Genomic DNA, 21,071 nt, shown 5'->3' with positions numbered 1-21,071 from the left:
CGGTCGGTGAGACACTGAGCCCGCCATGACCTCCGAGAACTCGCCCCGCACGCCCGCCCCGCGCGCCGCATCGACCGGCGCCGCGTCCGACGGCGCGCGCTCGACCGCGCCCACGCGGACGACGTCCACCGCCACCGCGACGGCCACCGCCGATCCTGCGCGCGCCACAGCCGCACCCGCCGCCGGCCGCCAGGTCCGGCCGGCCCTCGAGGGCGCGGCCCCCGGTGAGCGCCTCCAGCTGACCTTCACGGCGAAGCGTCGCGGGAAGCCGCCGCGGCACCTCGCGGACCTCGCGGTCGACGAGCGGGCCGGCGTCGCCAAGGAGCTCGGTCTGCCGGGGTTCCGGGTCGACCAGCTCTCGCGGCACTACTTCGGGCACCTGACCAACGACCCGGCCGACATGACGGACCTGCCGGTCGCGACCCGTGACTCTCTCGCGGAGACCCTCCTCCCGCCACTGGTGAGCCGCGTGCGGGACATGCAGGCCGACGGCGGCGCCACCGTGAAGTCGCTGTGGAAGCTCTACGACGGCGCGATGGTCGAGTCCGTCCTCATGCGCTACACGTCGCGCACCACGCTGTGCGTGTCCTCGCAGGCAGGCTGCGGGATGGCCTGCCCGTTCTGCGCCACCGGCCAGCAGGGGCTGACCCGCAACCTGTCGACCGCCGAGATCGTCGAGCAGGTCCGCCTGGCCGCGGCCGCCTGCAGGGACGGCGAGCTCTCCGGCGGGCCGACCCGCCTGAGCAACGTCGTCTTCATGGGCATGGGCGAGCCGATGGCCAACTACAAGGCGGTCATCGGCGCCGTGCGCCGCATGGTCGACCCGGCCCCCGCCGGCCTGGGGATGTCGGCCCGCAACATCACGGTCTCGACCGTTGGCCTCGTCCCCGCGATCGACAAGCTCGCGGCGACCGGCATCCCGGTCACGCTCGCGGTCTCCCTGCACGCGCCGGACGACGAGCTGCGCGACGAGCTCATCCCCATCAACTCGCGCTGGAAGGTCGGCGAGCTCCTCGACGCCGCCCGCCGCTACTTCGAGGCCACGGGCCGCCGCGTGTCCATCGAGTACGCGCTCATCAAGGACATGAACGACCACGCCTGGCGCGGCCGGCTCCTCGCCGAGGAGCTCAACAAGCGGGGCAAGGGCTGGGTGCACGTCAACCCCATCCCGCTCAACCCCACCCCGGGATCGATCTGGACGGCGTCCGAGCGGGACGTCGAGGCCGCGTTCGTCGCCGAGCTGCGCGACGCCGGGATCCCCACGACGGTGCGCGACACGCGCGGATCGGACATCGACGGCGCCTGCGGCCAGCTCGCGGCCGAGGTCATCGACCAGCCCACGAAGGGACGGCAGTGATGAGGGGTTTCGCGAGGGTCGGGCGCCGCGAGGACGGCTATGACACCGACCAGGTGGACGAGTTCTTCACCCGCGCCCGGGACGTCGACGGCGGCATCGACGAGACCGCGGTGCGGCAGGCCGCGTTCGACCTCGTGCCCGGCGGCTACGACCCCGAGCAGGTCGACCTCGCGCTCGACCGCCTCGAGGAGAGCCACACGCGCCGCCGCCGGCAGCGCACGGTCGCCGAGGGCGGCGACGACGGGTGGCGCACCCACGTCGAGGGCCTCGCCGGGACGCTCCGGCCGCGCCTCGAGCGCCCCGAGCGGGAGCGGTTCGTCCGCCCCGGCTCCACCGGCTACTCCGCGAGCGCGGTCGACGCCTTCCTCGCCCGCGTCGAGGAGTACCTCCGGGTGGGCGACGGCCTGACGGCCGAGGACGTCCGCGCCGTGACCTTCCCGCCCGCGCAGGGGCGCAAGGCCTACGACGAGTCCGTCGTCGACGTGTACCTCGACCGCGTGGTCGAGGTCGTCCTCGCCCGCGCATGACCACCGAGGTCGTCCTCCTGGGCTCGACCGGCTCGATCGGCACGCAGGCCCTCGACGTCGTCGGGCGGGCGAACGCCGACGAGCCCGGCCGCTTCGTCGTCCGCGCGCTCGCCGCGTCGGGCTCGAGGCCCGAGCTCCTCGCCGAGCAGGTCGCCGCGCACCGCCCAGGCGTCGTCGGCGTCGCGGACGAGACCAACCTCGCGGACGTGCGTGAGGCCCTCGCCTCCGCGCTCGGCGCGGGCGCAGCGCTGCCCGAGATCGTCGCCGGCACGGACGCCTCGACCGAGCTCGCGGGCATGCTCGGCGGTCCCGGTCGCACGGCCGACGACGACGAACCGCAGTCTCGACGGCGACGAACCGCAGTCTCGACGGCGACGAACCGCAATCTCGACGAATCGCCGGAGCAGTCCGGCCCTGGTGACGCGTACTGGGAGCCTCCCTCCGCCGTCGTGCTCAACGGCATCACCGGCTCGGTCGGTCTGCGCCCCACGCTCGCCGCCCTCGCCTCGGGCGCGACCCTGGCGCTCGCCAACAAGGAGTCCCTCGTCGCCGGCGGCGCGCTGGTCGCGCAGGCGCTCACGCGGCCCGGCCAGATCATCCCCGTCGACTCCGAGCACTCGGCGATGGCGCAGGCGCTCGGGGGAGTGCGCCACGAGAAGGGCCTGACCTCGCCGGTCGTCACCGGAGTGAGCGACGTGCGCCGGCTCGTCCTCACCGCGTCCGGCGGCCCGTTCCGCGGGCGCACGCGCGACCAGCTCGCCGACGTCACGGTCGAGCAGGCACTCGCGCACCCGACCTGGGCGATGGGCCCGGTCGTCACCATCAACTCCTCGACCCTGATGAACAAGGCGCTCGAGCTCGCCGAGGCGTCGCTCCTGTTCGACGTGGCGCCCGACGACATCACGGTCGTCGTCCACCCGCAGTCGATCGTCCACTCGATGATCGAGAGCGTCGACGGCTCCACGCTCGCCCAGGCCTCCCCGCCCGACATGCGCCTGCCGATCGCGCTCGGCCTGTCCTGGCCGCGCCGCCTGCCGGGCGTCGCGACGCCGTGCGCGTGGGACGCCGCGACCTCGTGGACGTTCGAGCCCCTCGACGACGCGACGTTCCCCGCCGTCTCCCTCGTCCGGTCCGCCCTCACCGCCTCGGCCACGCACCCCGCGGTCGTCAACGCCGCCAACGAGGAGGCCGTGGCCGGGTTCATCGCCGGGCGGCTGCCCTACCTGGGGATCCTCGACGTCGTCGAGCGCGTCCTCGCCGAGCACGACGGCGTCGCGCAGCCGGTGCTCGCCGACGTCGAGGCCGCCGAGAGCTCGGCCCGCGCCCGCGCGCGCGAGCTCGTCGCGGCCGCGTGAGCTTCCTCCTCGGCGTCCTCGTCCTCGCGGTCGGGCTCGTCGCCTCGATCGGCCTGCACGAGCTCGGGCACCTCGTCCCGGCCAAGCGGTTCGGCGTCCTCGTCCCGCGCTACTTCGTCGGCTTCGGCCCCACCCTGTGGTCGACGCGCCGCGGCGAGACCGAGTACGGCCTCAAGGCGATCCCGCTCGGCGGGTTCGTCACGCTCGCCGGCATGTTCGCCCCCGCCCGCCCCGGGCGCCGCACGCACCGCAAGGACGGCCGGCCCACGCTCGCGCAGGAGGCCCGCGAGATCTCCGCCGAGGAGGTCCCCGAGGGCCAGGAGCACCGCGCGTTCCACCGACTGCCGGTCGGGAAGAAGATCGTCGTCATGATGGGCGGCCCGCTCGTCAACCTCGTCCTGTCGGTCATCCTCCTCGCGATCGTCGTGTGCGGGATCGGGATCTCCGCGCCCACCACCACCCTCGACTCGGTCCAGGAGTGCGTCGCCACGTCGGCGGGCACGGGGGATGGCGGCACGGACGAGAGCCCGACGACGCCCGCCCCGGGCGATGCCGACTGCCTCGCGGGACCGGGCGCCGCGGCCGGCCTGCAGCCCGGCGACGAGATCGTCAGCTGGGGCGGCGTGGAAGTCGAGGAGTGGACCGAGGTGCAGGAGACGATCGCGAGCGGCGGGGCCGTCCCCACCGACGTCGTCGTCGAGCGCGACGGCGCCGAGGTCGCGCTCACGGTGACGCCCGAGGTCGTCGAGCGCCCCGTCGAGGGCGGCGGGACCGCGCCCACGCCGTACGTCGGCATCGGGCCGGCGTTCGCGCAGGACCGGCTCTCCGTCACCGAGGTTCCCGGGATGGCGTGGGAGCAGCTGACGGGCACCGCGGAGATCATCGTGCGGCTCCCGGTCGCCCTCGTCGACGTCGCCAAGGCCACCTTCGGCCTCCAGGAGCGGGACCCCGGCGTCGTCGGGCTCGTGGGCGTGGGTCGGTTCGCCGGCGAGATCGCCTCGGTCGAGGCGCCGGAGTACACGGGCGTCCAGCGGTTCGCCGACCTGCTCTCGCTGCTCGGCGCGCTCAACATGACCCTCTTCGTCTTCAACCTCGTCCCGCTGCTGCCGCTCGACGGCGGGCACGTGGCCGGCGCCCTGTGGGAGGGGCTGCGGCGGTTCGTCGCGCGGCTGCGCGGCCGCCCCGACCCGGGCCCGGCGGACACCGCCAGGCTGCTCCCGCTCACCTACGTGGTCGTCGCCCTCATGATCGGCATGACGGTGCTGCTCGTCGTCGCGGACATCGTCGTGCCGGTCTCGCTCACGGGTTAGCGGCCTCCCCGAGGACCGGCGCCGCCTCGCCGTCCGGCAGCGTGTCGGCACCCGGCGTCGCCCCGTCGTCCGGCAGCGTGTCGGCACCCTGCGCCGCCCCGCCGTCGGGCAGCGTGTCGGCACCCCGCGCCACCCCGCCGTCGGGTTCGGTCCCGCCACCGGGCAGTGCCTCGGCGCCGTCCGCCGCCCGAGCCTCGGCCAGCGCCGCGAGCCGGTCGAGCCGCTCGTCCCAGCCGCGGCCGATGCTCTCGAGCGCGGTCGCGAGCTGCGTGAGCCGAGCGCCGAGCGCCCGGTAGCGCAGGTGCCGCCCCTCGCGCGCGGCCTCGACGAGCCCGAACTGCGCGAGCGTCTCGAGGTGGTGGGCGATCGCCTGCCTGCTCACCGGCAGCGTGCGGGCCAGCTCCGAGGCCGACGACGGCGCACGTCCGACCGCGCGGAGGACCTCCCACCGCGTCTCGTCCGCCAGCGCAGCGAACAGGGGAGCGGGCGAGTCGGGGTCGCCGGGGGATCGGGGGCCGCCGGGGGAGTCCGCGGTCACCGCCGGCCCGCCGGACGCGGCGCTCGCCGATTGCCCCGAGGCTCCGCCCGGTGTCTGGCGCGTTGCGCCGGCCGTCACGCCCGCGCCTCGACGTGGGCGACGAACGAGTCCAGCACCTGGATCCATCCGCCGACGTTGTCGTCCATCGCCGCTCGGCGCTCGGCGGTCGGCAGGTGCCGGAACCCGGACTCGAGCACGGTGACGAGGGTGCGGCCCTGTCCGTCGTCGTCGAGGGTGAACTGCACGAGGGAGGCGGTCTCGCCGGGCTCCTCCTCGCCGAGCTGGCCCCAGACGAGGTCGAATCGGGTCGGCACGTCGAACCGGGCGACCCGGATCGGCATGAGGCCGTGGTCGCGCCACTCGAGCGTCCCGGTGGCGCCCTCGCGCATCCCGCCGGGCACGTCGGCGGGCATGCCCCACCACTGCCCGATCGCCTCGGGGTCCGTGAGGGCCTCCCAGGTCTCCTGCTTCGGGGCGCGCACGAGCACGGTGCGGGTGATGGTGCCGGCGTCGAGGTCGGCGACGGGCGTGGTGTCGAGCGGCGTGCGGTCCATGGCGGGCTCCTCGAGTCGACGGACACGTTGTGCAAGTAGCTGGTTGCAGGTCGAGCATAGAGCCCGCGGCCGCCAGGTGCAGGCGGTCGTTTGCATGTGCCGTTCGTCGTCGTGCGCCGTGGATCGTGTCGCCGGTCTCGCACGCGGGACGTGTCTGGACGGCGGTGCGATACTGGGCGGGTGAGCGTCCCCATCAATCTCGGCATCCCGACCGTCAAGCAGCCGCCGCCCGTGCTGGCGCCGCGGCGCAAGACCCGCCGCATCATGGTGGGCGACGTCCCTGTCGGCGACGGGGCCCCGGTCTCGGTCCAGTCGATGACGACGACGAAGACCCACGACATCGGCGCCACGCTCCAGCAGATCGCCGAGCTCGTGGCCACCGGCTGCGACATCGTGCGGGTCGCGTGCCCCACGGACAAGGACGCCGAGGCCCTCAAGGTCATCGCGGCGAAGTCGACGATCCCGGTCATCGCGGACATCCACTTCCAGCCGAAGTACGTCTACGCGGCGATCGAGGCCGGCTGCGGCGCCGTGCGCGTCAACCCCGGCAACATCCGCAAGTTCGACGACCAGGTCAAGGAGATCGCCCAGGCGGCCAAGGACCACGGCACGTCGATCCGGATCGGCGTCAACGCCGGCTCACTCGACCCGCGCCTGCTGAAGAAGTACGGCTCGGCCACGCCGGAGGCCCTCGCCGAGTCGGCGATCTGGGAGGCGTCGCTGTTCGAGGAGCACGACTTCCACGACTTCAAGATCTCGGTCAAGCACAACGACCCGGTCGTCATGGTCCGCGCCTACGAGCTGCTCTCCGAGGCCGGCGACTGGCCGCTGCACCTCGGCGTCACCGAGGCCGGCCCCGCCTTCCAGGGCACGATCAAGTCGTCCGTGGCGTTCGGCGCGCTGCTCTCGCAGGGCATCGGCGACACGATCCGCGTCTCGCTGTCCGCCCCGCCGGCCGAGGAGGTCAAGGTCGGCAACCAGATCCTCGAGTCGCTCAACCTGCGGCCGCGGACGCTGGAGATCGTCTCGTGCCCGTCGTGCGGGCGCGCGCAGGTCGACGTCTACACCCTGGCCGAGGAGGTCACCGAGGGGCTCAAGGACCTCACCGTCCCGCTCCGGGTGGCCGTCATGGGCTGCGTCGTCAACGGCCCGGGCGAGGCACGCGAGGCCGACCTCGGGGTGGCGTCCGGCAACGGCAAGGGCCAGATCTTCGTCAAGGGCGAGGTCATCCGGACCGTGCCGGAGGACCAGATCGTCGACACCCTCATCCAGGAGGCGAACCGCATCGCGGCCGAGATGGGGCTCGAGGACGAGGCCGGTGCGGCACCGGCCGTCACCGTCCACTGACCGCGGATGCGGCTGTTCCGGGCCTCCGCGCGGCGTGACGCGGCGGCCGCGGTCTCCGTCCTCGGCCACGAGCGTGCGGCCGATGCCGGGCAGCTGTGCGCGCACTACCCGCTGACCTCGACGCTCGCCGCCGTCCAGGTGGTGGGGGGCCGGTTCGACACCTCGACGCCCGGCTCCCGCATGCTCGGCATCGACGGCGAGCAGGGGCTCGAGGCCCTCACCTGGGTCGGCGCGAACATCGTGCCGGTCGGGACCACCGCCGAGCAGCGGCCCGCGATCGCGCAGACGATCGCCGACCACGGCCGTGCCTCGAGCTCCGTGCTCGGCGACGCGGAGCAGGTCCTCTCGCTGTGGTCCTTCCTCGAGCAGCGCTGGGGGCGGCCGCGCGAGATCCGCGGGAACCAGCCGCTGCTCGTCATGGACTCGCCCGCGACGGTCGAGCCGGACCCGCAGGTGCGGCGCGGGACCGTGGCCGAGGCGCCGATCGTGGCACCGGCGTCGGTGGCGATGTTCATCGAGGAGGTCGGCTACGACCCCACCCGCTACGGCAACGGCTACGTCCGGCGCGTGCGCTCGCTCCTCTCGCTGGGGCGGACGTGGATCCGCACCGAGCCGCACCCCGAGACCGGGCAGGAGCGCGTCGTCTTCAAGGCCGACGTCGGGGCGCTCGCCCTCGGCGTGGCCCAGGTGCAGGGCGTGTGGGTGGCGCCCGACCGGCGCGGCCAGGGGCTCGGGTCGCGGGGCATGGCCGCCGTCGTGCGCGACGTGCTCGCCGACGTCGCGCCCACCGTCTCCCTCTACGTCAACGACTACAACACGGCCGGCCTGGCCACCTACCGCCGCCTCGGCATGCGCCAGGAGGGCACCTACGCCACCGTCGTCCTCTGACGGCGGCCCTCACCCGCACTCTCGACGAGTGAGCGGCTTTTCCGCCCGACGAGTGAGCAGACGCGCGCCCGGTCAGCCCCTGCGACGCGCGACGATCAGTCCGTCCCATCCCTTGACGCCCACGGTCTGCAGCGCGGTCGCCTCGAGCTCGGGGTGCCGGGAGATCGCCGCCACCAGGTCGCGCACCCCGCGGACGCGCGGATCCGTGCTGTCGGGGTCGGCGACGGCGCCGTCCCGCACCACGTTGTCGACGACGACGACGGACCCGCGTCGCGTCAGCCGCATCGCCTCGGCGAGGTAGAGCGGGTTGCTCGGCTTGTCCGCGTCGATGAACACGAGGTCGAACGGCTCGACCTGGTCCGCGACGAGCTGCTCGAGCGAGTCGGCCGCCGGCCCCTCGAGCACGTCGACGCGATCGGCGACGCCGGCCCGTTCGAGGTTCTCCCGCGCGACGGCCGCGTTGGCCGGCTCGAGCTCGAGCGTGACGACCCGGCCGGCCAGGCCCACCGCGCGGGCGAACCAGATCGTCGAGTAGCCGGCGAGCGTGCCGATCTCGAGGACGCGCAGCGCGCCCGTCATCGAGGCGAGCAGCCCGAGGAAGGCGCCCTGGTTGGGGGCGACCTCGGCGTTCGGCATCGTCGTCGTCGCACCCGACTCGCGCGCCTGGACGAGCGCGTCGTCCTCGATCGCGAGGGCCTGCTCGAAGTACTCGTCCACCTCGCGCCACGCGGCGGTGGAGGCGTAGCGGTGCGGCGGGGGTGCGTCGGAGGCGGACGCGTCGGTCACGGTGTCGTCGGAGTCGGTGGCGTCGGAGTCGGTGGCGTCGGACGTGGGGCCGGAGCTGCTCGGCGTCGCGGTCATGACCGTGACGCTACCGGTGCGCCCGAGCCTCACGCCCGCCGTCGAACGGGCTTGCCGACGACGGCTCCCAACCGCACTCTCGACGAGTGTGCGGCCTCCGACGAACGCTCCCAACCGCACTCTCGACGAGTGAGCGGCCTCCGACGACGGCTCCCAACCGCAATCTCGACGAGCGAGCGACGTCCGACGACTGCCCTCACCCGCACTCTCGACGATCGGGTGGGTGAGCGCGCCGCCTCGCGCGTCAGGCCATCCGGCGACGGATCCCGTAGAGCGCCCCGCCCGCGAGCGCGAGCACGGCCGCCACGGCGATCGTGCCGCCGACAGTGGCCCCGGTGTCCGGCAGCGACCCGCCGCCCCCGCCGTGGCGCCCGCCGCCGCGGCCGTCGTTCCCGGCAATCGGACCCGCGACCTGGGTGGGGCCGGGCTCGTCGTCGTCGGAGGGGGTCTCGGACGCACCGTCCGTCGGGGCCTCGGACGGGCTCTCCGACGGACCGTCCGTCGGCGTCTCGCCGGGGCCGTCGGTCGGGGTCTCGGTGGGCGACCCGGTCGGGTCCTCCGTTGGCTCCTCGGTCGGCTCGGGCGCCGGCTCGACCGTCACCGTCCGCTCGACGCTCGAGCTGTTCCCGGAGCGGTCGGTCGCCGTGTAGGTGAGCGTGTACTCGCCGGGCGTCGTCGTGTCGATGACGCCGCTGACCTCGGGCTCGATCGCGACCGTGTCGCAGTTGTCGGTCACCTGGACGCCGGTCAGCGCGTCCCACGGGTCGCCGGCGGTCACGGTGAGCGCGGGCGCGCCGATCGCGGGGGCGGTCTCGTCGCCGCTGAGGGTGACCTCGTCGACCACGCTGTTGTCCGGGAAGGAGGCGCCCGTCGACACGTTGGTCGCGGCCTCCGCGCGGTGCGTCGTCACCGTGATCGCGCACTCGTCGATGCTCAGGTGGCTGTAGTTCGCCACGTTCTCCGAGTTCTCGACCTCGCCCCACTCGGCGGGCTCGGGCAGCTCGTCGTTGCGCCCGTAGAACTTCGAGCCCGACGCCGTCGTGCCGGTGACGTAGAGGACGTCCCCCTCGCCCGGGGCGAGGAAGTCGGGACCGACGGTCGGGTCACCGTCCGGCTCGCCGACCGGCACGCCCCGGTTCATCAGCGGCGTGCGCGTGTAGTAGTGGTCGTGGCCGGACAGGACGAGGTCGACCCCGAGCTCGGACATTCCCTGGGAGAGCGCCGTGCGGCGGCCGTCGATGATGCCGAAGTCCTCGGCGTCGATGTCCGTGGCGTGCGTGGCGACGGAGTAGATCGAGTGGTGGAACGTGACGACGACCCACTGCGACGGGTTCTGCTCGATCGCCGCCCGCGCGTAGTCGACGAGCGAGCCGTGGATGAGGTTGTTGCTGTTGAGGTGGATGAACAGCGTCCCGTTGTACGTGTAGTGGTAGTTGAAGCCGCTGCCAGGCCGTCCGCCGTTCCGCGGGAGGTTGAAGTGGTTCCCGTAGGTGAGGAAGTGCGCGACGTCGTGGTTGCCGAGCGTGGTGGCCAGCGGGAACTGCGTGAGCTGGACGGGCTCGTGGAAGGCGTCGTACTCGGCGTCGTCGGCGATGACGCGGTCCACCTGGTCGCCGCCGGAGAGCAGGAACTCGGCCTCCGGGTACGTGGCCCACGCCTGGTCGAGCGTGTCGATCCACTGGAGGCGCTCGGCCTCGAGGTCGGTCGTGCCGATCTGGGGGTCGGCGACGTAGACGAGGTCGACGCTGTCCCCGGACGCGGGCCCCGTGGTGAACGTGTACAGCTCGGACCAGCCGTCCTCGGTGCCGACCTGGTACGTGTAGCCGGTCGAGGGGGCGAGCCCGTCGACGGTGGCGTGGTGGTAGGTGTAGCCGGGCTTGTTGACCGCGAGCCCGCCGGTGGACTGCTCGATCGTCCGCGCTCCCGCCGGGAACTCGGTCTCGTCCATCTCGGCCGTCGGTGCGATGACGATCGACTGGGGGGAGAGGTCGAGGCCGCGGGAGTGCCACGAGAAGTTGCGCTGGGTCTCGCTCTCACCGACCAGCATCGTCACGTTCTCGACGGCGTCGGGCGTCGGCTCGGCGGCGCCCGCCGCGAGGGCCGGGCCGAGGGACAGTGCGGCGGCGAGGCCGGCAGCGGCGGCGAGGTGACGACGGCGCGGGGTCATGAGGTTCCTCCGGGGGCGCAGGACGATCACCCGGGGGCCCGGAACGATCACCGGAACGCTGTCAGGCGGAGGCGAACGGGACGTGACGGATCGCCGACGTCCCGGTGAACCGCGCCCTGACTCTCCCAGCCCGTGTCACCCGACCCGCGGCTACCCGCGCGTCACTGCCGGGCCGAGCCCCCGATGCCCGACCGCGCGCGTGCCGTGCCTACCCCCGCGCGAGCCCCGCGAGGATCTCCTCGGCCTCGGCGACGATCCTCGGCACGAGCTCCCCGCAGGTCGGCACGTCGTGGATGAGCCCCATCGACTGCCCGGCGGTCCACACCCCGGCCTCGGGGTCGCCGGACTCGAGCGCCCCGCGCCCGCGGGCCCCGGACACGAGGTGGGCGACGTCCTCGAACGATCCGCCGCCGGCGAGGATCTCCGCCGCCTCGCGGGCCACGGAGTTGTCCGCGATCCGCGAGGTGTTGCGCAGCTCGCGCAGCACGAGGCGCGTGCCGGTCTCGGTCCCGTCGACGATCGCCTGCTTGATCCCGTCGTGCACGCGGGACTCGGCGGTCGCGACGAACCGCGTCCCCATCGACACCCCGACCGCACCGAGCGCGCGGGCGGCGGCGAGCCCCCGCCCGTCGGCGATGCCCCCGCAGGCGAGGACCGGCACGTCGAGGGCGGCGACGGCGGAGGGCACGAGCACGAGCCCGCCGACGTCGTCCTCCCCGGGGTGGCCGGCGCACTCGAAGCCGTCGATCGTGATGACGTCGGCGCCGAACCGCTGCGCGGACAGCGCGTGCCGGACGGACGTGCACTTGTGGATGAGCGTGATCCCCGCGGCCTTGAAGGCGGCCGCGGCCTCGCCCGGGTTCGCGCCCGCGGTCTCGACGATGCGCACGCCCGACTCGATGATCACCTTGACGTACTCCGCGTACGGCGGCGGCGTCATCGCCGGCAGGAACGTGAGGTTGACGCCGAACGGCTTGTCCGTCAGCTCGCGCGTGCGGGCGATCTCGGCGCGCAGGTCCTCCGGGGTCGGCTGCGTGAGGGCCCCGAGGACGCCGAGGCCGCCGGCGTTCGACACGGCGGCGGTGAGCTCGGCGACCGAGACCCACTGCATCCCGCCCTGGACGACCGGGTGCTCGATGCCGAGGAGGTCGGTGATCGCTGTACGCATGGGGGACATCGTGCCCGACCGCGACCGCCTAACCTGTCCACCATGCTCTCCACGATGTCCTCCCTCTTCCTGCGCACGCTGCGCGAGGACCCCGCCGACGCCGAGATCGCGTCCCACAGGCTGCTCGTCCGCGCCGGCTACATCCGCCGTGCCGCCCCGGGCATCTACACGTGGCTGCCGGTCGGCCTGCGCGTCCTCGCGAAGGTCGAGGCGGTCGTGCGCGAGGAGATGCTGGCGATCGGCGCCCAGGAGGTGCACTTCCCGGCTCTGCTTCCCAAGGAGCCCTACGAGGCCTCGGGCCGCTGGACCGAGTACGGGGACAATCTCTTCCGCCTCAAGGACCGCCGCGAGAACGACTACCTGCTCGCGCCGACCCACGAGGAGATGTTCACCCTCCTGGTCAAGGACCTCGTCTCGTCCTACAAGGACCTGCCGCTGCAGCTCTTCCAGGTCCAGACGAAGTACCGCGACGAGGCCCGCCCGCGTGCCGGCATCGTCCGCGGGCGCGAGTTCGTCATGAAGGACGCCTACTCCTTCGACCTCGACGACGACGCGCAGGTCGCCAGCTACGACCTCTACCGGGCGGCCTACCTGAGGATCTTCGAGCGGCTCGGCCTCGAGGTCGTCGTCGTCGCCGCGGACGCCGGGGCCATGGGCGGCTCGCGCTCGGAGGAGTTCCTCCACCCGACGCCGGTCGGCGAGGACACGTTCGTCCGCTCGCCCGGCGGGTACGCGGCCAACGTCGAGGCGGTGACGACGCCGGTCCCCGAGCTGCCTCAGCATGCCGAGGAGCCGCCCGCGCCGGTCACGGTCGACACCCCGGGCGCCGACACGATCGAGACCCTCGTCGCCGCGCTCGACGCCGAGGTGCCGCACGCGGAGGGCCGCGGCTGGGCGGCGTCGGACACCCTGAAGAACCTCGTCCTGGCCCTCACGCACCCCGACGGCGAGCGGGAGATCGTCGTCGTCGGCCTGCCCGGGGACCGGGCCATGGACCCGGCCCGCGCGGAGGTGGCGTTCGCGCCGGCCGAGGTGGAGACGGCGACCGAGGCCGACCTCAAGGCACACCCCGAGCTCGTCCGCGGCTACATCGGGCCGCGCTCGGAGCACGCGCGCGGCGACGAGACGGCCGTGCGCTACCTGCTCGACCCGCGGGTCGTCGACGGCTCGGTGTGGGCGACGGGCGCCGACGTCGACGGGCGCCACGTCGTCGGGCTCGTGGCCGGCCGGGACTTCGTCTCCGACGGGACCGTCGAGATCGCCGAGGTCCGCGCCGGTGACCCCGCACCCGACGGGACCGGGCCGCTCGAGCTCGCCCGCGGGATGGAGATGGGGCACATCTTCGCGCTCGGCCGGAAGTACGCGGACGCGCTCGGGCTGACCGTGCTCGACCAGAACGGCAAGGCCGTCACGCCGACGATGGGCAGCTACGGCATCGGTGTCACGCGCGCGCTCGCGGCCATCGCCGAGTCGACGAGCGACGAGCAGGGACTCGCCTGGCCCGTGCACGTCGCACCGTTCCACGTCCACGTCCTCGCCACGGGCAAGGGCGAGGAGATCTTCGAGGCCGCCCGCGACCTGGCGGACCGGCTCGACGCGGCCGGCGCCGAGGTGCTCTACGACGACCGGCCGAAGGTCTCGGCGGGGGTGAAGTTCGCCGATGCCGAGCTCATCGGGGTGCCGTACGCGCTCGTCGTCGGCCGGGGGCTTGCGAACGGCGTGGTCGAGGTTCGGGACCGCGCGACCGGCGAGCGGGTCGAGCTGGCGCCCGAGGCCGCCGCCGACGAGCTGCTCGCCCGCCTCCGTGCGGCCGGCGTCGTCGCCTGAGGCGCGCTGCCGCGCCTGACCGAGGCGCGGCTCACCCGTCGATCAGGTGGCGGACTCGCTCGCCGACTCCGCGCCCGCCGAGCCCGGCAGGCCGGGGAGCGCGCCCGGGTCGACCCCGGCGGCCTGCAGTCGCACCGCAGCGTCGGCGGCGGCGTCGACGAGTGCCCCGCGCTGCTCGGCCGGCGCGGTGCCGGCGAGGAAGATCCACTGGTCGAGCAGGTCCGCCTCGGTGACGGCACGGAAGGCGTCGGCGTCGCCGTCGGGCCAGGGGTAGGCGGGCTCGCGGGTGTCCTGCGCACCGGCCTCGATCGCGGTGTCGACGAGCACCTGCAGCTGGTCGGCTCGCTCGGGCGCCGACTCGGCCATCCCGCGCGCCGCGAGGATCTCCTCGAGGTAGCGGGCCTGGTCGAGGACAAGAACGGTGGGTCCGTCGGCGACGGCGGCGACCACCTCGGGCGTCATCGGCGTCACCTCGACGGGGGTCCCGCCGTCGGAGTGCTGCTCGAGCTCGAGCGCGGCGAGGATGCGGCCGGTGGCGGTCGCGGCGAGCACGGACGCGAGGTCGCGCTCGGCGGCGGGCACGTCGGCCAAGATGGCGATCGTCGAGTCCGCCGATGCGCTGAGGAGCCCGCGGAGCTCGGTGACGTCGGCCACCACCGGTGCCTCCGGCAGCGGCGCGTTCGTCTGCCCCTCGGGCGGCCCGTCCGGCCACGCCACCCACACGCCGCCGAGCGCCTCGACCTGGGCGTCGAGGTCGGCCGCCACGCCCTCGACGGCCTCGGCCACGGCCGGGTCCGTCGAGGGGTCGGCCGCGAGCGTCCGCGCGGCCTCGGCGAGGCCGGCGGTCTCGACGGCCACGTCCTGGCGCCACTGCTGCGTCGCCGTGGCGGCGGGCGGCGGCTCCGGGTCGGAGTCGATGCGGATGCTGCAGCCGGCGAGCGCGACCCCGGCCACGGCGATCGCCGCGAGCGCTCGTACGGAGCGGCGGCGGGGGAGGCGGCGGTGGCCGACGGTCGAGGTGGTCATCGCGACGCATCATGTCAGGTGGCCGGCGCGCCGGGCGGCTTTCAGGGGGCGTGCCGGTCTCCGTCGAGCGGCCCGCGCCACCCGCGAACGACGCACGGCCCGCGCCACCCACTCGCGCCTCACCGCCCGCACCCACCACCAGCCGCGAGCGACGTACCGCCCGCACCAACCACCAGCCGCGAGCGACGCGCTGCCCGCACCAACCACCAGCCGCGAGCGACGCGCCGTCCGCACCCGCCACGACCCGCGCGTGTGCTCCACGACGCCTCCACCCGGCTCGTGGCCGCGCGGCCCGGGCGGTAGTCTGGGGGACTGCCCCGGGGAGCCAACCGGGACGACGAGGAGGATCGCGTGACCACCCCATCGAGCAGCACACCGTCCGACCGGGTCCGCGCCGCGGCCTCGGGCGCCGTCGAGCAGGCGGGTCTCGTCGTCGAGGACGTCGAGGTCGCCGGCACCGGCACCCGGAAGGTCGTCCGACTCACCGTCGACCTCCCCGACGGGCCCGGGGGAGTGACCTCCGACCAGATCGGTGACGTCTCCCGCGCCGTGTCGGCCGCCATGGACGAGCACGACGCCGTCGACGGCACCTACACCCTCGAGGTCTCCACGCCCGGGACCGACCGCCCCCTGACCGAGCCGCGGCACTTCCGCCGCGCCGTCGGGCGGCTGCTCGACCTCACGACCGCCGACGGGCGCCGCACCGCGCGCCTCACCGGCGTCGAGGGCGACACCCTGCAGCTCACCGACGAGCAGGGGACTCACGAGGTCCCGCTCGCCGACGTCACCCGCGCCCGCGTCGAGGTCGAGCTCACGCGGCCCTGACCGCGAGCCGACCCCGCCCGCGAGCCGACCTGCCCGAAGGAAGAGGACACCATGGACATCGACATGCAGGCCCTGCGCATGGTCGAGGCCGACCGGGGCATCCCGCTCGACACCCTCGTCGCCGCGATCGAGGAGGCGCTGCTCGGTGCCTACGAGCGCACGCCCGGCGCGGTGAGCCCGGCCCGGATCGACCTCGACCGCCGCACGGGCACCGTCACGGTGCTCGCGACCGAGACGGACGAGGAGGGCAACGCGATGGGCGAGTTCGACGACACGCCGTCGGGCTTCGGCCGCATCGCCACCGCCACCGCTCGCTCGGTCATCGTCCAGCGCCTGCGGGACGCGGAGGACGACCAGGTGATGGGGTCCTACCGGGACAAGGCGGGCGGCCTGCTCTCGGGCATCGTCCAGCAGGGCCGCGACCCGCGGAAGGTGCTCGTCCAGCTGCCCGACAAGGTCGAGGCCGAGCTGCCGCAGCACGAGCAGGTGCCGACGGAGTCCTACAAGCACAACGACCGCCTGCGCGCCTACGTCGTCGACGTCTCGCGCGGGGCGCGTGGCCCGCAGATCACGCTCTCGCGCACGCACCCCGAGCTCGTGCGTCAGCTCTTCGCGCTCGAGGTCCCCGAGGTCGCGGACGGGTCGGTCGTCATCGAGTCGATCGCGCGCGAGGCCGGGCACCGCACGAAGCTCGCCGTCCGCTCCACCGTGCCCGGGCTCAACGCCAAGGGAGCCTGCATCGGCCCGATGGGCGCGCGCGTGCGGGCCGTGATGAGCGAGCTGCACGGCGAGAAGATCGACATCGTCGACTACTCCGAGGACCCGGCCACGTTCGTCGGGTTCGCGCTCTCGCCGGCCAAGGTCGCGAGCGTGACGGTGGTCGATCCGGACGCGCGCGCCGCCCGCGTCGTGGTGCCGGACTACCAGCTCTCCCTCGCGATCGGCAAGGAGGGCCAGAACGCCCGCCTCGCCGCGCGCCTGACGGGCTGGCGCATCGACATCCGCTCCGACGCCGCCCCCGCCGAGCCCACGACCAGCGCCGGCGAGCCGAGCGCAACGGACCCCGCCACCGGCCCCGCCGGCGCGTCCTCTGCCGCCGCTCCTACCAGCCCGGACGCCGGCGGCACGTCCGCCGTGCCGGACGACGGCACGCAGGCCGGGTGAGGGGCGCCACGAGGTTCGCCCCGGAGCCGAGCGGCGGAAAGGGTACGATGGTCGACGGCGTCGGCACCCCTGCCCCCGACGGGGCCGGACCGAACGGCCCGATGCGCACCTGCATCGGCTGCCGGGCCGTCGCCGGCCGGTCGCACCTCGTGCGGATCGTGCTCGCCCCTCCCGCCCGTGCGGTGGTGGACGAGTCGGCATCCGCACCCGGCAGGGGGGCGTGGCTCCATCCGGAGCCTGCCTGCCTGGACCAGGCGGTTCGCCGCCGTGCGTTCGCGCGGGCCCTGCGTGCAGCGGGGCCGGTGGACACCGGTGACGTGACGCGCTGGTTCGCGGCCGCGACGATCGACGACACACCGTCGTCGAGGTCAGATCGAGATGAAAGCGGGTTGGAAGCCGATGGGCACCCGATGAGTACCCAGCGATGAGCTGCCAGCAATAACCACGGTCCGCCCTGTCCCGGGACGGTCCGAGACAGGAGAGATGTGGCCAAGGTCCGCGTTCACGAGCTCGCGAAGGAGCTCGGCGTCGACAGCAAGACGGTCATGGCGACGCTGCGAGAGCAGGGAGAGTTCGTCAAGTCCGCCTCCTCCACTGTGGAGGCCCCAGTCATCAGGCGTCTGAAGGAGCACTACGACGCCAACCCGCCGGCGACCAAGAAGAAGGCGCCGGCAGCCTCGAAGTCCCCGGCCCGCTCGGGCGGCTCGTCGTCGGGCAAGGCCCCGACGCCGGGCCCGCGCCCGGCCGCGCCCGCCGAGCAGCCGGCCACGAGCGACGCCCCGGCGTCGTGGTCGGAGCAGGCTCCGACCCCCGGGGCGACCCCGGCCGCGCCGGCGACCGAGGCGACCCCGGCGGCTCCCGCCGCCGCGGCGACCCCGGCCCCGACGCCCGCCCCTGCGCCGCCGGCGCCGACCGCCCCCGCGGGTGACGCCCCGGCGTCGTCCGACCAGGGCTCCGCCGCCTCCGAGGCTCCCGCCGCCACGCCGACCCCGGCATCAGCGGCACCGACCCCGGCGGCACCCACGCCCGCGGCCCCGACCCCGAAGGCGGCAGCGCCCACCCCGAGGTCGGCCGCGCCGACCCCGGCGAGCGCACGTCCCGGCCAGGGCTCGCGCGGCGACTCGGGTCGCGGCGACTCCGGCCGTGGCGGTCGTGACCAGGGCCGCTCCGGCGGTCGTGAGTCGACCCCGCGTCCGGGCAACAACCCGTTCGCGTCGTCGCAGGGCATGCCCCGGTCGGGCGGCTCCGGCGGCTCGGGCGGTCCGCGCCCCGGTGCGCCGCGTCCGGGCAACAACCCGTTCGCGTCGTCGCAGGGAATGCCCCGCCCGGGCGGCTCCGGCGGTCCTCGCCCGGGTGCCACGCCCGGCCCGCGGCCCGGCGGCGGCCCGCGCCCGAACCCGAACATGATGCCCGGCCAGTCGAGCGTCGGCCGTCCGGGGGCGAACCAGCGTCCCGGCGGTCGCGGTCGTCCCGGCGGCGGCGGTCGACCGGGCGGCGGCCCGGGTGGTCCCGGTGGCTCCGGCGGCGGTCCCGGCGGCGGTGCGTTCCGCGGTCGTGGCGGTCGTGGGGCGACCCAGGGTGCGTTCGGTCGCTCCGGCGGCCGTCCCGTGCGCGGACGGAAGTCGAAGCGCGCGAAGCGCCAGGAGTTCGAGCAGCAGAGCGCGCCGTCGCTCGGCGGCGTCCAGGTCCCGCGCGGCGACGGCTCGACCGTCGTCCGCATCCGGGCCGGCGCCTCGCTGTCCGACTTCGCCGACAAGATCGACGTCAACCCGGCGTCGCTCGTCACCGTCCTGTTCCACCTGGGCGAGATGGCCACGGCGACCCAGTCGCTCGACGAGGACACGTTCAAGGTCCTCGGCGAGGAGCTCGGGTACGTCATCGAGATCGTGTCGCCGGAGGACGAGGACCGCGAGCTGCTCGAGCAGTTCGATATCGACCTCGATGCCGAGCTCGAGGCCGAGACCGACGAGGAGCTGTTCCCCCGTCCGCCGGTCGTCACCGTCATGGGTCACGTCGACCACGGAAAGACCAAGCTGCTCGACGCGGTGCGGTCCACGGACGTGGTCGCCGGCGAGCACGGCGGCATCACGCAGCACATCGGTGCGTACCAGGTCTCCGTCGAGCACGAGGACGTGGAGCGCGCGCTGACGTTCATCGACACCCCGGGTCACGAGGCCTTCACGGCCATGCGTGCCCGTGGTGCCGACGTCACGGACATCGCGATCCTCGTGGTGGCCGCGGACGACGGCGTCATGCCGCAGACGATCGAGGCGCTCAACCACGCGCAGGCGGCCAGCGTGCCGATCGTGGTGGCGGTCAACAAGATCGACGTCGAGGGGGCGAACCCCGCGAAGATCCGGCAGCAGCTCACCGAGTACAACCTGGTGGCGGAGGAGTACGGCGGCGACACGATGTTCGTCGACGTCTCGGCCAAGAACCGCACCGGCATCGACGACCTGCTCGAGGCGGTCCTGCTCACCGCGGACGCCGCCCTCGAGCTGACGGCGAACCCGGACAAGGACGCGCGCGGCGTGGCCATCGAGGCCAACCTCGACAAGGGGCGCGGCTCGGTCGCGACCGTGCTCGTCCAGTCGGGCACGCTCAAGGTCGGCGACTCGATCGTCGCGGGTACGGCCCACGGCCGCGTCCGCGCGATGCAGGACGAGCACGGCGCGAACGTCAAGGAGGCCGGCCCCTCGCGGCCGGTCCAGGTCCTCGGCCTGGCCTCCGTGCCGCGGGCCGGTGACACGTTCATCGTCGCGCCCGACGACCGCACCGCCCGGCAGATCGCCGACAAGCGTGAGGCCGCCGAGCGCGCCGCGACCCTGGCGAAGCGCCGCAAGCGCATCTCGCTGGAGGACTTCACCAAGGCGCTCGAGGAGGGGAAGGTCGACCACCTCAACCTCATCCTCAAGGGCGACGTGTCCGGTGCCGTCGAGGCGCTCGAGGACTCGCTGCTCAAGATCGACGTCGGCGACGAGGTCGCGCTGCGCATCATCCACCGCGGCGTCGGTGCGATCACGCAGAACGACGTCAACCTCGCGACCGTCGACAACGCGGTCATCGTCGGCTTCAACGTGCGTCCCGCCGAGCGGGTCACGGAGCTGGCCGACCGCGAGGGCGTCGAGATGAAGTTCTACTCGGTCATCTACGACGCGATCGAGGACGTCGAGAGCGCGCTCAAGGGCATGCTCAAGCCGGAGTACGAGGAGGTGGAGCTCGGTACCGCCGAGATCCGCCAGGTGTTCCGCTCCTCGAAGTTCGGCAACATCGCCGGTTCGATCGTCCGGTCGGGCCTCATCCGTCGCAACGCCTCCGCGCGGCTCGTCCGCGACGGCGTCGTGGTGGCGGGCGACCTCAAGATCGACTCGCTGCGCCGGGAGAAGGACGACGTCACCGAGGTCCGCGAGGGCTTCGAGTGCGGTATCAACCTCGGCTACCGCGACATCGAGGAGGGCGACGTCATCGAGACGTTCGAGATGCGGGAGAAGCCCCGCGCCTGATCGTGTCCGACGATCCTTCCGCCGCGGGGTGCGGCCCGCCGACAATGTCGGTGGGCCGCACCCCGCGGTAGCAGCACAACCATCGACCCGTGGAGGTCCCCATGGCCGACTCCGGCCGCGCGCGCCGGCTCGCCGAGCGCATCCAGCAGATCGTCGCCCGCATGCTCGACACGCGGATCAAGGACCCGCGCCTCGGGTTCGTCACGGTCACCGACGTCCGGGTGACGGGTGACCTCCAGCACGCCACCGTCTTCTACACCGTCTACGGCTCCGACGAGGACCGGGCCGGCACCGCGGCGGCGCTGCGGTCCGCGACGGGCATCATCCGCTCCGAGGTCGGCAAGCAGACGGGCGTGCGCCTCACGCCCACGCTCGAGTTCGTCCTCGACGCCCTGCCGGCCACCGCCCAGGATCTCGCCGACCGCCTGGCCGAGGTCAAGCTGCGCGACGAGCAGATCGCCGCTGCAGCCGCCGGCGCCACGTACGCCGGGGAAGCCGACCCGTACAAGGCGTCCCGCGAGGAGTCCGACGACGACGAGCTCGACGACGAGGCGATCGGTGACGGGCGGGACGACGTCTCGGCCGGTGTTGGCGAGGACGACAACGCGCACGACGACGACACCCCCGCCGCTCCTGCGCGCTCGGGCGAGGACC

The 21,071-nt window shown here is 74.0% G+C and carries 17 protein-coding genes and 1 pseudogene; 12 read left to right on the top strand and 6 right to left on the bottom strand.

Translation table 11 applies throughout. The features are described 5' to 3' along the window. Positions 1-25 precede the first annotated feature (25 nt). Genes rlmN through AC24FB_RS02450 form a run of 4 tightly spaced genes read left to right on the top strand, consistent with a single transcriptional unit; the run spans position 26 to position 4,549 of the window. On the top strand, positions 26-1,357 hold the full coding sequence (gene rlmN / locus AC24FB_RS02465) for a dual-specificity RNA methyltransferase RlmN (protein ID WP_425712962.1): 1,332 nt from the start codon (positions 26-28) through the stop codon (positions 1,355-1,357). Beyond that, entirely contained in the window at positions 1,357-1,884 is a 528-nt protein-coding gene (locus AC24FB_RS02460) for a DivIVA domain-containing protein (RefSeq protein WP_425712963.1), read from the top strand. Before rlmN ends, AC24FB_RS02460 begins: the two co-directional genes overlap by 1 nt. Next, complete coding sequence (locus AC24FB_RS02455) at positions 1,881-3,239, top strand: 1-deoxy-D-xylulose-5-phosphate reductoisomerase (RefSeq protein ID WP_425712964.1); 1,359 nt, start codon at positions 1,881-1,883, stop codon at positions 3,237-3,239. The genes AC24FB_RS02460 and AC24FB_RS02455 overlap by 4 nt, the downstream gene beginning before the upstream one ends. Beyond that, entirely contained in the window at positions 3,236-4,549 is a 1,314-nt protein-coding gene (locus tag AC24FB_RS02450; protein WP_425712965.1) for a M50 family metallopeptidase, read from the top strand. The genes AC24FB_RS02455 and AC24FB_RS02450 overlap by 4 nt, the downstream gene beginning before the upstream one ends. Here the strand turns inward: AC24FB_RS02450 and AC24FB_RS02445 are convergent. Beyond that, entirely contained in the window at positions 4,539-5,165 is a 627-nt protein-coding gene (locus tag AC24FB_RS02445; RefSeq protein WP_425712966.1) for an ArsR/SmtB family transcription factor, read from the bottom strand. The genes AC24FB_RS02450 and AC24FB_RS02445 overlap by 11 nt on opposite strands. Further along, positions 5,162-5,641: an SRPBCC domain-containing protein gene (locus tag AC24FB_RS02440; RefSeq protein WP_425712967.1), complete on the bottom strand. Its 480-nt coding sequence runs from the start codon at positions 5,639-5,641 to the stop codon at positions 5,162-5,164. Before AC24FB_RS02440 ends, AC24FB_RS02445 begins: the two co-directional genes overlap by 4 nt. A gap of 264 nt (positions 5,642-5,905) precedes the next feature. Here AC24FB_RS02440 and ispG point away from each other — a divergent pair, with 264 nt between their 5' ends. Further along, positions 5,906-6,988, top strand: a complete 1,083-nt coding sequence (gene ispG / locus AC24FB_RS02435) for a flavodoxin-dependent (E)-4-hydroxy-3-methylbut-2-enyl-diphosphate synthase (protein WP_487561384.1) — start codon at positions 5,906-5,908, stop codon at positions 6,986-6,988. Positions 6,989-6,994: 6 nt separating this feature from the next. After that, on the top strand, positions 6,995-7,876 hold the full coding sequence (locus tag AC24FB_RS02430; protein ID WP_425712969.1) for a GNAT family N-acetyltransferase: 882 nt from the start codon (positions 6,995-6,997) through the stop codon (positions 7,874-7,876). A 72-nt stretch (positions 7,877-7,948) separates the two neighbouring features. Here the strand turns inward: AC24FB_RS02430 and AC24FB_RS02425 are convergent, their stop codons facing one another. From AC24FB_RS02425 to AC24FB_RS02415, 3 genes are all read right to left on the bottom strand, one after another. Beyond that, positions 7,949-8,737, bottom strand: a complete 789-nt coding sequence (locus AC24FB_RS02425) for an O-methyltransferase (RefSeq protein WP_425712970.1) — start codon at positions 8,735-8,737, stop codon at positions 7,949-7,951. Between the two features lie 244 nt (positions 8,738-8,981). Next, entirely contained in the window at positions 8,982-10,904 is a 1,923-nt protein-coding gene (locus AC24FB_RS02420) for an immunoglobulin-like domain-containing protein (RefSeq protein WP_425712971.1), read from the bottom strand. Between the two features lie 208 nt (positions 10,905-11,112). Continuing rightward, positions 11,113-12,072 (bottom strand): NAD(P)H-dependent flavin oxidoreductase, encoded by a 960-nt coding sequence (locus AC24FB_RS02415; RefSeq protein WP_425712972.1) that lies wholly within the window; start codon positions 12,070-12,072, stop codon positions 11,113-11,115. Between the two features lie 42 nt (positions 12,073-12,114). On the opposite strand from AC24FB_RS02415, the gene AC24FB_RS02410 reads away from it, so the two are divergent. Next, positions 12,115-13,899 carry a proline--tRNA ligase gene (locus AC24FB_RS02410; RefSeq protein WP_425712973.1) on the top strand — a complete coding sequence of 595 codons (1,785 nt, stop codon included), beginning with the start codon at positions 12,115-12,117 and terminating at the stop codon, positions 13,897-13,899. 42 nt (positions 13,900-13,941) lie between these two features. Here AC24FB_RS02410 and AC24FB_RS02405 read toward each other — a convergent pair whose 3' ends face one another. Continuing rightward, entirely contained in the window at positions 13,942-14,925 is a 984-nt protein-coding gene (locus AC24FB_RS02405; RefSeq protein WP_425712974.1) for a hypothetical protein, read from the bottom strand. Between the two features lie 351 nt (positions 14,926-15,276). Here AC24FB_RS02405 and AC24FB_RS02400 point away from each other — a divergent pair, with 351 nt between their 5' ends. The 5 genes and pseudogenes from AC24FB_RS02400 to rbfA all read left to right on the top strand — a co-directional run. Then, positions 15,277-15,750, top strand: a complete 474-nt coding sequence (locus AC24FB_RS02400; protein WP_425712975.1) for a ribosome maturation factor RimP — start codon at positions 15,277-15,279, stop codon at positions 15,748-15,750. A 51-nt stretch (positions 15,751-15,801) separates the two neighbouring features. Beyond that, a complete protein-coding gene (gene nusA / locus AC24FB_RS02395) occupies positions 15,802-16,914 on the top strand; it encodes a transcription termination factor NusA (protein ID WP_425712976.1) in 1,113 nt (370 codons plus the stop codon). 47 nt (positions 16,915-16,961) lie between these two features. Continuing rightward, positions 16,962-17,342: a YlxR family protein gene (locus tag AC24FB_RS02390; protein ID WP_425712977.1), complete on the top strand. Its 381-nt coding sequence runs from the start codon at positions 16,962-16,964 to the stop codon at positions 17,340-17,342. Positions 17,343-17,399: 57 nt separating this feature from the next. Then, on the top strand, positions 17,400-20,417 hold the full coding sequence (infB, locus tag AC24FB_RS02385; protein ID WP_425712978.1) for a translation initiation factor IF-2: 3,018 nt from the start codon (positions 17,400-17,402) through the stop codon (positions 20,415-20,417). Between the two features lie 101 nt (positions 20,418-20,518). Further along, positions 20,519-21,049 (top strand): annotated as a pseudogene (rbfA, locus tag AC24FB_RS02380) (30S ribosome-binding factor RbfA); the annotation flags it as partial. Positions 21,050-21,071 lie beyond the last annotated feature (22 nt).

The sequence above is a fragment of the Georgenia sp. Z1344 genome (genome assembly GCF_057652375.1).
This window is presented reverse-complemented; position numbering and strand designations above follow the sequence as displayed.

Bases quoted from the DNA above. Each gene is read 5' to 3' on its own strand.
- AC24FB_RS02430 (WP_425712969.1), top strand. From the start codon at position 6,995: ATGCGGCTGTTCCGGGCCTCCGCGCGGCGTGACGCGGCGGCCGCGGTC.
- AC24FB_RS02455 (WP_425712964.1), top strand. From the start codon at position 1,881: ATGACCACCGAGGTCGTCCTCCTGGGCTCGACCGGCTCGATCGGCACG.
- AC24FB_RS02460 (WP_425712963.1), top strand. From the start codon at position 1,357: ATGAGGGGTTTCGCGAGGGTCGGGCGCCGCGAGGACGGCTATGACACC.
- AC24FB_RS02410 (WP_425712973.1), top strand. From the start codon at position 12,115: ATGCTCTCCACGATGTCCTCCCTCTTCCTGCGCACGCTGCGCGAGGAC.
- AC24FB_RS02420 (WP_425712971.1), bottom strand. From the start codon at position 10,904: ATGACCCCGCGCCGTCGTCACCTCGCCGCCGCTGCCGGCCTCGCCGCC.
- rlmN (WP_425712962.1), top strand. From the start codon at position 26: ATGACCTCCGAGAACTCGCCCCGCACGCCCGCCCCGCGCGCCGCATCG.
- AC24FB_RS02440 (WP_425712967.1), bottom strand. From the start codon at position 5,641: ATGGACCGCACGCCGCTCGACACCACGCCCGTCGCCGACCTCGACGCC.
- AC24FB_RS02390 (WP_425712977.1), top strand. From the start codon at position 16,962: ATGGTCGACGGCGTCGGCACCCCTGCCCCCGACGGGGCCGGACCGAAC.
- AC24FB_RS02415 (WP_425712972.1), bottom strand. From the start codon at position 12,072: ATGCGTACAGCGATCACCGACCTCCTCGGCATCGAGCACCCGGTCGTC.
- AC24FB_RS02405 (WP_425712974.1), bottom strand. From the start codon at position 14,925: ATGACCACCTCGACCGTCGGCCACCGCCGCCTCCCCCGCCGCCGCTCC.
- ispG (WP_487561384.1), top strand. From the start codon at position 5,906: ATGGTGGGCGACGTCCCTGTCGGCGACGGGGCCCCGGTCTCGGTCCAG.
- AC24FB_RS02425 (WP_425712970.1), bottom strand. From the start codon at position 8,737: ATGACCGCGACGCCGAGCAGCTCCGGCCCCACGTCCGACGCCACCGAC.
- nusA (WP_425712976.1), top strand. From the start codon at position 15,802: ATGGACATCGACATGCAGGCCCTGCGCATGGTCGAGGCCGACCGGGGC.